We start from the raw sequence: 13,403 nt of genomic DNA, 5'->3' as shown, positions 1-13,403 counted from the left end.
TCAAACTGATTTTTCCTCACTTTTTCTACATTGACAGTAAGCATCTTTCAAATTTAAGTAACGAGACCATATAAAAGTATAAGCCTCACCTGTTTAGGTTGGCTTAAAAATATTCAAAAATCTAACATGACTTAACTCATGATTATACTCTTCGACTTATTGACTATCACAACTGTAATTAAAACTCGGATAACCTAAGTTTGTCATACCACTGTAAGAGGCAAAACCATCATATTGACAGACTTTATTAACCTTCCATGATGTCAAATCTTGTCGAAATTTTGCCGCTCCAAAAAACATCCCTTTCATATTCCTGACACTTGAAGTATCCCAGTAGCTAATATCTTGCTGAAAACTCTTTGCGTATGAAAACATTCGATCCATATCTACGACATTAGACACATCCCAATCTCGAATATCAGCATTAAATGTTTTCATACCTTTAAACAAAGTCCGCATATTCGTAACTTGAGAAGTACAAAAACGCAGTGTTTCTTGTTCCAGTAAACTTAGATTATTTGAGTCTCTAATCGTCACGTCATCCACCACCAAATAACGATGACCGCTATACTGAAATTGATCTCCCACAAAATGATTTTCACAGTTTACCGCATAAGAACTTTCTTGAGTGGAAGATTTGGCGCTAGATCCCGACTCCGCATGTGTCGCACTGCTCTCTAGCTCAGAACCGCATGAGGCCCCCATAGAAGCAGCTGCCATACTCGCTCGGTGGTTGGTGCCTTCAATAAGAGCATTATAGATTTCACTCACAGTCGGAATATACTCTAAAGAATTAAAGTACTCTCGCATTTTATCTTTCGTAGAGCTTTTACCAAGTACTTCATCTAAAGCAATAAATTCAATAAACTCATTAGATATACATTCTTCCCAAACCATAACTGTAAAATCTTTTTCATTTGCAAAGCAATAAGATGGGCTTAACAGAACAGTTAACAAAGCGAGTTTTCCTAATTTCATAATAATCTGCCTTATGTATTTTAAAAATAGAGGATAGGGTTAACTAGGGGGGGCGTTACCTTCTAACAAAGGAGAACATGGCGTTTTTATATCGCAATGTAATGTGGTGAGTTATTCAAATCTAACTAAGATGGATCTTTTTTTTCCATATTAATATAAGGGTAGCTATTGTTATAACACATCATATCTTTCGGATTTTGATAACATTCACCTTCTGCGTAATCATCCGATTGTTCAAGTTTTGTTTCTGACAAAGCTGCAATACCAATTATTGCCAATGTAATAATTAAGACATATTTCATATCTTGCCCTCCCCAAAAAGTTAATAAGATGTAAAATTCATCGGATTATTAAAAATAAGTAGGAAAGTGAAAAGTATTATTAGCATGAGTGTGATTACTTTCACTAAGATGGAGCCCATTAATATTAATCATGACTGTAGTGGAAGGTGGTATTTACTATTTATTGTTTCAACAACCATCATTTAACCCAGATTTCAGATATTAAGGGTCTACCCAAGTGAATTCAATATTCTTGATTCATAGCGAAGTCGATGGGTTGAATTCAAGGAAACAATGAAGCGCAATAGCAGGCTCTTTCTTATTTTTGTAAGAAGAATAGTTGTCTGACGTAAGGAATCGGCCCAGCGGCACGCTACCAAAGGACAAGCGTCCTTAGCTCTCAGACATTGTGAACGATTCGCAATGTAGAACCACTATATCTTGGAATCGTTGCGGCACCTAAGAAGTTAAGGACACCTTACTGAGCACAGCATCTAAGGTTACTTGGGCATAATCTCCCAGCTATGACTCATTTCGACACCTTGGCCAAGCATCAAACAAACGGAGCAATATTTTTCTAACGAGTCTGCTGTTACAGCAGCGATAACGTTTGGATCTAAATCTTCGCCAGAAATTTCAAAGTGAATATTAATATGAGTAAAAAGACGCGGTGCAACCTCACGACGTTCAGTCGTTAACTTCGCGTTGACTGCTCTAACCCTCTGCTGCGCTTTCTTCAACCCCTCAACCACATCAACCGAACTGCATCCACCAGCCGCCATTAACACCATTTCCATCGGGCTTGGCGCAGTCTCACCACCGTTTCCATCCATTACAATTGAGTGACCTGACTGTGATTGACCAACAAATTTAAGCGACTCGACCCATTTTACTTCTGATTGCATAACTAGCTCCATTTCATATAGATTCTCGATAGCATATACCCAAGTGTTCTCAAATGCTTGATATAAATGATCTAGAAAAGTTGCCGTTCCGAGAGCTAAGGTTTTCTCACTGAGTACTGTAACTTGAGTTGGCTTAGCTACATTTACCATATTTATAAATAAATTAATTTAACCCATTTAATATATGAAGATAATTGTATTTACACTTGTAATATCATATAAAAAAATATTTTGTTTTTATTTTAATCCAACTCTCGACGATCCACGTAATAGTTGTATTATTAATTCAATTAATAAATAGCCAATTAATTTATGATGCTGTATTCAGAGAATCGTCCCCACCTCTAAGACACGAAGTCGATGCTTAGATGTCGCCTTTGTATATTGACAACCGTTAACAATGTCTGAGAGTTGGGGATATCGCCTTTTGGGAGCGTGTCACTTGGGTATTGGCCTTATCGACTAGGAGCTACAATGAATAAAAAGTCCTTATTTTCTAAACTCTTCTCTGTATTGAGCCTTTGCTTGTTTTTATTGAATGTCCCCTCAACTAATGCTAAAGATAGTCTAAGCAAAACTTCTCAGCAGAGTATTGAAACGGCCACATTAGCAGGTGGTTGCTTTTGGTGTGTAGAGTCCGATCTAGAGCGCTTACCTGGTGTGATTGATGTTGTTTCAGGTTACTCTGGAGGGCATCTAAAAAATCCGACCTACCGCGAGGTTTCATCTGGTCAATCTGGCCACCTTGAGGTTGTGCAAGTAACTTATAATGCCAATGATTTAAGTTATAAGCATTTACTGGATTACTTCCTACGTCATATCGATCCAACGGATGACAAAGGCTCTTTCGTCGATAGAGGATCTCAATATCGTCCAGCTATTTTTTTTCATACCAGTAAGCAAAGAGGGATTGCTGAAGATTTTATCCAAAGCATCGACAAGGCCCAAATTTACCCCAAGCCTTTAAAAGTCGAATTAATCCCTTTCGAAAAATTCTACCCTGCTGAGAATTATCACCAAGACTACTATAAAAAAAGCCCACTTAAATACAAATACTACCGATACGCTTCTGGCCGCGATGACTACCTCGATGACATATTCGGTGAACAGCGTCTTACCCAGCCAAAAACCTTAGAGCAGTTAATTCAGTTTAAACAACAACAGTCTAGAGAAGCTGTTGAAAAGTATAAAAAGCCCTCTCAAGAGGAAATAGAAAAGAACTTAACTCAATTACAATATAACGTCACACAAAAAGAAGCGACTGAACCAGCTTTCAACAACCTTTATTGGGATAATGACGAACCGGGTATTTATGTCGATATCGTTTCTGGTGAGCCATTATTTTCATCTACCGATAAGTTTCATTCTGGCACTGGGTGGCCAAGCTTTACTCGTCCAATCAATCCACTCTTCATTACAGAAAAAAGGGATTTTAGATTGTTGTTCACACGGACCGAAGTTCGCAGCAAATATGGTGATTCTCACCTTGGGCATGTTTTCGATGATGGTCCGGAGCCAACAGGACTTCGTTACTGCATGAACTCTGCAGCCATGAAGTTTATACCCGTCGATGACATGAAATCATTAGGCTACGAAAACTACCTCTATCTTTTTAAATAGCAGGAGTCATACTCTTCGCATGAAAGGTTTTAAAGCTAAACTTCCAACCAAGGTTTGCCCTGTCTGTGGGCGACCTTTTACATGGAGGAAAAAGTGGTCAAAGGTGTGGGACGACGTTATTTACTGTTCCGAGCGTTGTCGACGCAATAAAGCAAAAAATCGACATCAATAGGCCCTGCAGGACCTTTTAACCACTCAAACATACCCAAGTATTCTCAGGATGCTTGGGTATATTATCGTCTTACCAAGGCAAACACTCACCGTCATAAGCCCAAAACTTGCCATTGTCTTGTGCTGTCGAATTTTCAATTAAATCCAGTAGATTCTTTGCAACGAAGTCTGGGGTAAACAGTTTGCCTTCGGGTACATTCGCTTGAAACGGTTTAGACAGTACAGTATCGGTTGTGCCTGGATGTAAAGCCAGTACAGCTCCATGTTTGACGGTCCTTTGCCATTCAATCGACAACGTTTTTAAAAACATATTGAGTGCAGCTTTCGAAGAGCGGTAACTGTACCAACCACCCAAATGATTATCACTGATACTGCCGACTTTAGCCGAAACTGTTGCAAAGCGTGGCCCTGTGCTTTGCTTTAACTTTGAAGTAAAGTGTTTTGCCAGCAGTAAACTGGGCAAAGTATTCACGGTCATATTTTGTAAAAAGAACTCAGCGTCTAAAGAAGCAACATTCTTTTCTGGGCCTTTGTCAGAAGTATGTAACATTCCCACGCAGTTTATCAGCCAGTCGAGGCGTGATAATTGACAAGAAAAGGCTTTCACGTGTTCTGGTTGGGTAATGTCAACTTGATGCCAGCACACTCTATTGAACAGATCAGCATCGTTTAACTCATTAGGTTGCTGGGTCCGATAGGTTGCATGAATCGTCGCTAGAGGATACCTCCTGACGACCTCCTTAACCATGGCTAACCCAATCCCACCACTGCCCCCAACAATTAAAATATTCATCACAAACTCTCCAGATTATCAATGTAATGGTCGGCAGTCTCTAAAATGGCTTGACGCTGCTCAGGATCCATATTGTCCCATGAGCGAAAAATCATACCAATACGAGGGTTCTTCGCTAATCGTTTGTTATGCTTCTCCATAAAGCGCCAATATAAGCTATTGAAAGGACAGGAACTCTCACCAACGCGCAACTTGTTATCATAATGACAGCCTTTGCAATAATCACTCATTTTATTGATGTATGAGCCGCTTGCAGCATAAGGTTTAGTACCGACAATACCACCATCAGCAAACAAGGCCATGCCTCTTGTATTAGGCATCTCGACCCATTCAATGGCATCAATATAAATCCCAAGATACCACTCATCCACCTGCGCCGGTTCAATATCAGTTAATAGACAAAAGTTACCCGTAACCATTAATCGTTGAATATGATGCGCGTAGGCATAATCAAGGGATTGTTGAATGGCATTACGCATACAAGCCATTTTTGTCTCCCCATTCCAAAAGTAATCCGGCAGCTTTCTTTTGGCATTGAGCTCATTTATTTGCGCATAATGCGGCATGTTCGACCAGTAAACGCCTCGGATATACTCCCGCCAACCTAAAATCTGACGAACAAACCCCTCAACTTGAGCGATATCAATCCCTGAATGATTTCTAAATGCTTCAAGGGCAGCATCAATGACCTCTTTCGGACTCAAGAGTTTGCTATTAAGAGCAAAAGAGAGCCTGCTGTGGTACAAACTCCACTTTGCTTCATGATGACCTATCATTGCATCTTGAAAACAGCCAAAATGAGTCAAGCATACTTGGCAAAAGAAAGCGAGCAGTGACAAACTCTGGTGCCGATTAACAGGCCATAACAACTGACCGTCTAAATGACCAATCGTAGCAATGTTGTGCCGCTCTAAACGCTGCTTTATTTGTTTCACATCGGTAGAGAACATTAAAGGATTAGGCAGTTGTTTTATGTCTTCAGGCTTGAGTTTATTGCGGTTATTCGCGTCGAAGTTCCACTTACCTCCATGGGGTTTCCCCGCTTGCATTAGAACATCAAACCTTTTCCTCATACGGCGGTAAAAATGTTCCATCATAATGTGCTTACCGCATGGAAATTCAGACTCGATCTCTTCGTAAGGAAACAAGAAATGTTCGCTATCAACACAACGGCACACAACACCTGCGAATTTGGCATTGCTAAGTTGAGCCAATAATCGATATTCGTCAGGGCGTTGGTATTCAAACTTCTCAGCACCCACTTTTTTTAGATAATAATGCAGTAAGTGCTCTAAGTTTTCGTGGCAAGCAGTCTCGTCTAAGGTCAGGTATAAAACTTGGTGACCTTCACTTTGTCGCTCTTTCGCAAATGCCGCCATGGCAGAAAAAAATGCACAAACCTTCTGAATGTGATGAGTAACATATTGATTTTCTTGTTTGAGCTCTGCAATCAAATAAACGACTTTGTCATCAGGCTCTTGAAACCATGAATGAGCAGCATTAAGTTGGTCGCCTAGAATTAAGCGTAACGTTTGAAATTGCATAATGCCTTCCTCATGTGGCAAAGCTTCCCCCTCTTACTTGGGGGCAATATTAGTGATTGTTGGGAGTACTGATTGGCCAATCGACCATATCAACATGGTCAAGAACTGCAGTCTCACAGTGACCACGCCACTTTTTAATGAAATCGCCGTTAGGGTCGTATATCTCGGTTTGCTTAATGAGATCAAACTGCCTTGATCCTCTTGGATCAGCACCCACTCCAGCCAAGTACTGCCAATTACCCCAGTTAGAAGCGACATCGTAATCGATCAATTGTGACTCGAAATAAGCCGCACCATAACGCCAATCTAAGCCGAGTTCATGAATCAAACAACTTGCAACGAGCTGTCTACCGCGGTTAGACATATAACCTGTTTGATTCAATTGATGCATACAAGCATTAACAATCGGGAAGGGAGTCTCACCTTTTTTCCACTGTTGGAAGCGATGGGTATAAAAGCTAGTTAATGGCACACGCTCGCTGATGCCACTGAAAGCAAACAACCGAGATCCGTATCGACGTGCATACCAATAGAAATATTCGCGCCAAAGTAGTTCGAAATATATCCAGTAAGTTGACTCATTCTCTCCATGGTTGGCTTCGTATTCTTTTAAGATGGCATAAATTGTTCTTGCTGAAATACAACCATTAGCGAGCCAAGGGGAAAATTTGGTTGAATCTTCAAAGCCTTCAAGGGCGTTACGAGTATGCTTATATTGACTGGCTCGTCTAGAGGAAAAATAGCGAACGCAATGTGCTAAGGCTGACAGCTCACCACCGTGAAACTGTTCAATCTTTTGCTGGATACTTGTTTCTTCGATAGGGATAAAATCATTGTCGTAATTCCAAGCGTTAGGCATCGGGGGAAGCCTGTTAAGCTGGGGAATTGGTGGAAGTATGTCGAGTGACTCAACCTTTTTTCTAAATTTTGTAAAAGATTGCGGCAAGTTTTCTAGCGAAAAAGGCAGTTGGTTCTGGCAAAAAAGATGCCCTGTCTCTTGTTGATGGATCGAAAGATGCGGAAAATCATGTCTTAGGTTTTCGATGATACACTGCTCGGTCGTTCCGGCAAACGTATCAGAATATAAGTGCGTAATGACTCTCTGTGATAAGGCTCGTTTAATCGCACTGTAAGGAGATTCCGTCGTTACAAATAACTGCTGTTTGAGGTTATCTAATTGCTGGTTAAAACTAAAAAGAGACTGCTTAATAAAGCTTAACCTCGAATCACTCAAGCCTTTCTCTTGGCTAAAGTGCTGATGAAACTGAGTCACTTGTGGCAAACAATACAAACAAACTAGCTCATCAACTTCCTGAGATGCTTTGTACAACAAGGGTTGATCGCTGAGCCTCAGATCATTGGTGAACCAATACAAGCCTATTTTCTTATTTGGCAATGGTTTCATTCCTTTTTCAAATTTAATATTGTTTTACGCCAAGCTGAAATAGCACGATCACAAATTAAACACCTAAGCTTACTTAGGTATACAAGAATGAATCGCTTTGATGAAATAATTTGATTATAAAATTCCTACGCTCAAACTTTGCGCGTCAATACTGCAAAATAAAAATAAAAATGATAAAAATTAGAGCGATAGCCATTTTTATCCGTTACTCTCTAGCGCTAAGCTAAATTGGTCGGTAACTTTTCGAAGATGAATAACGAATTTAAGAAGGCAACCGCTAACCTCAAAAGAGCGGTACCATTAATGATTAAAAACCGAGTCGCAGCGACTCCCGCTAACTATGCACTATGGTACACTTATGTTGATAACGCGATACCAGAGCTTAATTGTGCTTTAGAACAAGCCCTTAAGCACTACGATATCTGCCCTCCTGTACTGAATAATCAGCTCTACCAAAACTATATTGCAACGAAAAACGAAACCAGTTTAGAAGAATTAAAAACCAATATTGAAGTGTTACTTGGTGAAGTAAGCCACTCCATGACTGACACCCTTGCAGACACTTCCTCTTTCTCCGATACAATTAACCGCAGCTTTAAGAAACTTGAAGCCGCAGAAAGTGATTGCCTCAGTTTTGAGGACGTTATGGAATTGATACGCCAACTAGTTATCGATTCACAAGACATTCGTCATTCAACTCAAGACCTCAGTCAACAACTTACCACTGCGAGTACCGAGATCTCACGCTTAAAAAGTCAACTTGCGGAAGTACAAAAAGACGCTTTGTTGGATGCCTTATCTGGTTTAAACAACCGCCGTGCATTTGATAATGACTTGCAAATATTGACAAATGGAAACCAATCTATGTCATTGATATTGTTAGATATAGACCATTTCAAATCATTAAATGATGATTACGGCCACGTGTTTGGTGATACGGTGATAAAAACCATCGGTCGCAAACTTAAGCAGTACTGTCGTGATGGAGTAAACGTGTACCGTTTTGGTGGAGAAGAATTTGCTATTGTTATTCCCAATCGATCACTACTGGTTAGTCGGCAGTTTGCTGAAAATTTGAGACAAATGATAGAAAAAATGGGCATTAGAGACAGACGTACTGGGTCACTCGTACAAAATATCACTGCCTCTTTTGGCGTAGCCCAATTTTCACAAAATGAAAGCGCAGAAGAGTTCATCAATAAAGCCGATACACAGCTTTATGAAGCCAAACAGCTCGGTCGTAACCGAGTTATGCCTGCTTAAGGTCCGAAAACCAGTGACTTAAACTGGTTTTCTGATGCATCAATGCTCAACGACTGTGTTATGAAGAAATCGAGTCTGAAAAATCAGTCAATACAGTAACAGTAGCCTAAGCAGTAATCTTCACCATTCTTTGCTGTATATTCTTTATCTTCACTACATGCTTGTGGTTTACCGTGCTTGCTGCATTTAATCAAGCTCACCCAGTGGCGCATCACGACAGGCGGAACATCACTTAATGTCGTACCAAACATTGTGCATGTTTCAAGATGAATATCATCAATATCCATCAACTCAATACTCCCCGTTCCCTTATGACAACCAAAAATCACTTCAACATGGTTCCCAGATTCGTCTTTGAATAAAATGGACTTCGGGTCTGACTTTTCACCAGTATAAGCAACAAAATGCTTTGGGCATTTTAAACCACTGTGTGTGCCATCTTTGAAATATGCCATAACATGATGATAATCAACCACATAGCTTGAAACTTCTTGATGAGTTCCATGTTCTAAAGGAAAGATACGGTCAAGCAAGAGCTTAGCTTTTCTCTGCTTCTCTAGGGGGTGCTCTGCACTAACCGCTTCGACAGCAAATACGGCTTCAGCGATAAATGGCGGGTTTTGTTGTGTATTTTTTTGTTTATCGAAGTTCAGCATATTCATTGTCTTATCCTCATACTAACGCTTTGTTAAGAAACTTCTTACAAGCTTTATTGGCAGTTTCAGGCAAACTTGTGAAGCTAAAAGACTCTTTTTTGTTTACTTAATATGAAGACTAGTCAATTTTTGACTACAATTTCACAACTAAAATTTTACAATGTGAATTTTACAAATGCCCATATCGAAAAGTCTTATTCGTCAATCTCATTTTTTAGGGACAAAAATTCGTAACCTAAGAAAAAATAACCATTTAACCATGGAGGATCTCTCTGCAAGGTGCATTCGCGTTAATGCAGAATATGCTCCATCCGTTTCTTATCTTTCCATGATCGAGCGTGGCAAAAGGGTCCCTAGCTTTGATATGCTAGCTGTCATCGCTGAAGTCTTTCAAAAAGACCCAAGGTGGTTTTTAGACGATGAACCTGAGCTAGAGGCAATAACTCCGAATAAAGGTAATCGTGGTGGCATTAGGGGGATGGCACTAGAGCCTAACTTCTTGTTTTCAAGCGATATTTTACAAATTGCAATTCCTGAAATGCTTTCACAAGCAGGCATTACTGGTCGTCAATTTGCTCACTTGCTAATTAGGGCGCATCAGGAAAACCACCAAAATCACTTTCCAGATCTCGAGCGAGCAGCAGAAGAAGTTGGCTTAAAAAAGTTAAATCTATCTGTTGAAGACTTAATGGCTAGTGCTAAGCGCTTGGGGCTTGCGATCCGTTGGGTAGAACGTGCTCCTCAAGATGTTATCGATGAACTTGGTGTTAGAGCCAAACAGGTGGTGACATCATTCATGGAACCACCAGGAACAATTTATCTCAATAAACGTATGCGTGATTACCCAACTCGATTGAAATATGATTTAGCCGTTTATATCGGCCATCGGGTTCTGCATAGTAATGATGCTATGAATAGTCTCCTCTCTATTGGTCACCAAAATAATTGGGAACAAGCCAGTACGCTAATTTCAAACTCAGAGTTGAATTCACAAGACATTCTTCAAGCTTGGCGTGATTTTGAATCTAGTTTCTTTGCTGGAGCTCTATTGTGCCCCAAAGTGCCTTTTCGCCAGTTGCTTGATCGTTCTGGTTATGAGATTAGTGTTCACAAAAAAGCGGGGATTTCTCCCTCCGTTGCGATGCGTCGTATGACGGTTGTTTCTCCCTATCCACACTGGCACTATTTTGATGCCTATGGACCGGGAAAACTAAAAGCGGTATATCGTGGAAATGGCATACCTCTTCCTTGGGGTAATATGCGCAAAGTCAATGATCCTTGCCAACACTGGGCCGTTTTTCGTCGTTTAGCAGAACCTTTAGGTAAAAGTTCAGCTCAAATATCAATTCTTGATGTAGGCCAAGAACCAAGAGTTTATTGCTGCGAATCTATCAATGTCTTGGATCCAGCAGGAAATAGTCGTGTTTTATGTGCTGGTATCGACCTTAACCCTGCAATAGCAGCTCAAGGTGGAGATGCGGTTTCGATCGCTCAGGAACTCAAGGAGCTATGTGTATCCACTGGGAGTACGAATATACCAAATCATATTAAAAAAAATCTCACAACTATTGCGAAAATTCTTAATATAAATTGGATTGAAAGAGGAATTCAGAGTCAGGCAAGACTCATTTGTTCTAGAGGAGCAGTTTGTCCAAGGCAGCCAAGTTGCTACAAGAAATGTGAAGAGTAAATGTTTGTTATGTTCCACGTAAAAAAAAAAGCCAAACACAAAAATCGTGATTGGCGGTATATAACTGTGAACAATATACATTCACTAACAACGTCAGTTGGCTAGGTGACCCTCGGCTTAAGAAGGGTCAGTTATTAACAAGCACAATGTATGCCAACTTTTTAACCCTCTATTTACGGTTATTTTGATGAATATCGTTTAATTACCACACAACGTAGTTGCATTATGCAATTTCAAAATGCAACTGTAATTTTAATATGCTACTTTACTCACCCCTAACGATGCATTTAACGACAGTGAACTTTATGCTATATCTAAGTGGACTCAAAAGCCGTGTCCTTATAAATGTCTTAGATATAAAATTTATTGATCGACATAAAAAACGGCACGGATTAATGCAAGCGTTGAGGTAAGGATGGTGCAGATGCAAAATGAATTATTTCCACATTCTGGTTGGATAGACATCAAACAGGGTAAAATCTATTTTGACCCTCATTTTTTATCCCCATTACAAGCAACACAATACTTCTCAACTTTGAGAGCAGATTTGCCTTGGCGTCAGGAAGCAATAACCATCTTTGGGCGAAAAGTGTTACAGCCTCGCTTACACTCATGGCATGGTAATGCTAATTATACCTATTCCGGCCTTACCTTACCCTCTCAACCTTTGACTCAAGAATTAAAGGACCTAAAATCACGTAGTGAGTCAATTGCACAAGTTTCATTTAACTCTGTATTAGCTAACCTTTATCGCAACGGTAATGATTCTATGGGCTGGCACCAAGATAACGAACGTGAACTGGGAATAAATCCTGTGATCGCCTCTGTCAATTTAGGTGAAAGTCGCCGCTTCCTATTGAGGAATTTACATTGTAAAACCCAAATAGAATATACACTTAGTCATGGTTCGTTGCTTATAATGGCAGGCGAGTTACAACACAAATGGCAACACAGCGTACCTAAAACTGCAAAACAAAAAGCTGAACGTATCAATCTCACATTTCGCAATATTAAACATTTGTCTGTCTGAAAAACTTTTATCTAAGATATTTACAGTACAAGAAAGTAGTAATGAAGATTCACACTGAAAAATTCAACTGCATGCATATAAATACCAACGCTGAATATTTAGTAATCAAAATGAGCAATTAACACCCAAAAGAATTCAACCACTAAAAAAAAGATCAATTTTATACTCGCCAAGTCATAGGTTTTAGATATACACTCCGAATTATCCTGTATGGAGATACTGTTAAATCAAAACAGTATGATGCCGAGATGGTGAAATTGGTAGACACGCTAGCATGAGGTGCTAGTGCCTTAGGTGTGAGGGTTCGAGTCCCTCTCTCGGCACCATTCCCCTTTTTTGAAAAGAAACTTCGATCCCAATGTACAGCTCAAAACAGGCCAGACTGACCACGGAAGCTCATCGACTCCTTAATGAAGTTGCATTACATGCACTATTGCACCTTTATTTCAAAGTACAAACATCTACTCGCACCTTATGTTTGCGAGAACGCAACGAATTGCTAAAAAAGTGGCTCAAACCCAAACAGAAAAGTCAACGATACAAACAGATAAAAAAACAATTAAAGTCTCTTGTCCAACAAACAAGAAATAATTCTAGTAGCTTAGAGAAATTGCTCGAGCGTTGTATTGGAGAAGAAATAGCAAGTCACACTCAACCTCATCTCGATAGCTATCTCTTGTTGATCAATGAGATGGAAAAGAAATTAGGGACAACTGTTTTACTTTCTCGTCCTGAAGACGTCGATTTGTCACACGATCAATACTGTTGCTTATTGTGCGTTCTTTCAGACAATTTGAATAAACACTTCGATGAGCATAACAGGCTTACTAGCCCTATTTCTATGCTTTTCAGAGGTCCCATGAGTCAACGTTCCTTATTTTTAGGTAGTATTTACGCAAACAATACATTTACATACGATGTTCAATACCAGGATGAACAATTCGTAAGAATTACCCTCAAGCTCGCAAATTAAGCCTGTAAACCATAACCACATGCTCAATTGCGATCAGACGGTTTGCTACAGTTTGCAAAATCGGCAAAAGAAAAGGTCAAAAGCACATTAACCT

The 13,403-nt window shown here is 39.8% G+C and carries 13 protein-coding genes and 1 tRNA gene; 7 read left to right on the top strand and 7 right to left on the bottom strand.

What is annotated here, in order from left to right; all coding sequences use genetic code 11:
• Positions 1–156: 156 nt before the first annotated feature.
• From VSA01S_RS07200 to VSA01S_RS07195, 3 genes are all read right to left on the bottom strand, one after another.
• The gene (locus tag VSA01S_RS07200; protein ID WP_050567361.1) at positions 157–978 is read right to left on the bottom strand and encodes a BspA family leucine-rich repeat surface protein; all 822 of its coding nucleotides are present in this window, start codon (positions 976–978) and stop codon (positions 157–159) included.
• Positions 979–1,103: 125 nt separating this feature from the next.
• Positions 1,104–1,280: a hypothetical protein gene (locus VSA01S_RS19945; RefSeq protein ID WP_158000782.1), complete on the bottom strand. Its 177-nt coding sequence runs from the start codon at positions 1,278–1,280 to the stop codon at positions 1,104–1,106.
• Between the two features lie 479 nt (positions 1,281–1,759).
• Positions 1,760–2,164 carry an OsmC family protein gene (locus VSA01S_RS07195; RefSeq protein ID WP_039981795.1) on the bottom strand — a complete coding sequence of 135 codons (405 nt, stop codon included), beginning with the start codon at positions 2,162–2,164 and terminating at the stop codon, positions 1,760–1,762.
• A 474-nt stretch (positions 2,165–2,638) separates the two neighbouring features.
• Here VSA01S_RS07195 and msrB point away from each other — a divergent pair, with 474 nt between their 5' ends.
• Together msrB and VSA01S_RS07185 are read left to right on the top strand one after the other, a co-directional pair.
• Positions 2,639–3,784: a peptide-methionine (R)-S-oxide reductase MsrB gene (msrB, locus tag VSA01S_RS07190; RefSeq protein ID WP_050567360.1), complete on the top strand. Its 1,146-nt coding sequence runs from the start codon at positions 2,639–2,641 to the stop codon at positions 3,782–3,784.
• A 19-nt stretch (positions 3,785–3,803) separates the two neighbouring features.
• Positions 3,804–3,956, top strand: a complete 153-nt coding sequence (locus tag VSA01S_RS07185) for a DUF2256 domain-containing protein (RefSeq protein WP_083932258.1) — start codon at positions 3,804–3,806, stop codon at positions 3,954–3,956.
• 69 nt (positions 3,957–4,025) lie between these two features.
• Here the strand turns inward: VSA01S_RS07185 and VSA01S_RS07180 are convergent, their stop codons facing one another.
• Genes VSA01S_RS07180 through VSA01S_RS07170 form a run of 3 tightly spaced genes read right to left on the bottom strand, consistent with a single transcriptional unit; the run spans position 4,026 to position 7,697 of the window.
• On the bottom strand, positions 4,026–4,748 hold the full coding sequence (locus tag VSA01S_RS07180; protein ID WP_039981759.1) for an SDR family oxidoreductase: 723 nt from the start codon (positions 4,746–4,748) through the stop codon (positions 4,026–4,028).
• The gene (locus VSA01S_RS07175) at positions 4,748–6,292 is read right to left on the bottom strand and encodes a cryptochrome/photolyase family protein (protein WP_039981758.1); all 1,545 of its coding nucleotides are present in this window, start codon (positions 6,290–6,292) and stop codon (positions 4,748–4,750) included. The genes VSA01S_RS07180 and VSA01S_RS07175 overlap by 1 nt, the downstream gene beginning before the upstream one ends.
• A 49-nt stretch (positions 6,293–6,341) precedes the next feature.
• A complete protein-coding gene (locus VSA01S_RS07170) occupies positions 6,342–7,697 on the bottom strand; it encodes a DASH family cryptochrome (RefSeq protein WP_039981757.1) in 1,356 nt (451 codons plus the stop codon).
• Between the two features lie 249 nt (positions 7,698–7,946).
• Here VSA01S_RS07170 and VSA01S_RS07165 point away from each other — a divergent pair, with 249 nt between their 5' ends.
• Positions 7,947–8,960, top strand: coding sequence for a GGDEF domain-containing protein (locus VSA01S_RS07165; protein ID WP_039981756.1), 1,014 nt, complete (start codon positions 7,947–7,949; stop codon positions 8,958–8,960).
• An 83-nt stretch (positions 8,961–9,043) separates the two neighbouring features.
• Here VSA01S_RS07165 and VSA01S_RS07160 read toward each other — a convergent pair whose 3' ends face one another.
• The gene (locus VSA01S_RS07160; RefSeq protein WP_039981754.1) at positions 9,044–9,622 is read right to left on the bottom strand and encodes an aldolase/citrate lyase/malate synthase family protein; all 579 of its coding nucleotides are present in this window, start codon (positions 9,620–9,622) and stop codon (positions 9,044–9,046) included.
• 169 nt (positions 9,623–9,791) lie between these two features.
• Between VSA01S_RS07160 and VSA01S_RS07155 the strand changes: the two genes are divergently transcribed.
• From VSA01S_RS07155 to VSA01S_RS07140, 4 genes are all read left to right on the top strand, one after another.
• A complete protein-coding gene (locus VSA01S_RS07155; RefSeq protein WP_039981752.1) occupies positions 9,792–11,306 on the top strand; it encodes a DUF3612 domain-containing protein in 1,515 nt (504 codons plus the stop codon).
• Positions 11,307–11,724: 418 nt separating this feature from the next.
• Positions 11,725–12,336, top strand: a complete 612-nt coding sequence (locus tag VSA01S_RS07150) for an alpha-ketoglutarate-dependent dioxygenase AlkB family protein (protein WP_083932262.1) — start codon at positions 11,725–11,727, stop codon at positions 12,334–12,336.
• 242 nt (positions 12,337–12,578) lie between these two features.
• A tRNA-Leu gene (locus VSA01S_RS07145) sits at positions 12,579–12,662 on the top strand.
• A 32-nt stretch (positions 12,663–12,694) separates the two neighbouring features.
• Positions 12,695–13,309: a DUF2913 family protein gene (locus VSA01S_RS07140; RefSeq protein WP_039981748.1), complete on the top strand. Its 615-nt coding sequence runs from the start codon at positions 12,695–12,697 to the stop codon at positions 13,307–13,309.
• Positions 13,310–13,403 lie beyond the last annotated feature (94 nt).

The organism is Vibrio sagamiensis NBRC 104589, assembly GCF_007990935.1.
Taxonomy (GTDB): Bacteria; Pseudomonadota; Gammaproteobacteria; order Enterobacterales; family Vibrionaceae; genus Vibrio; species Vibrio sagamiensis.
This window is presented reverse-complemented; position numbering and strand designations above follow the sequence as displayed.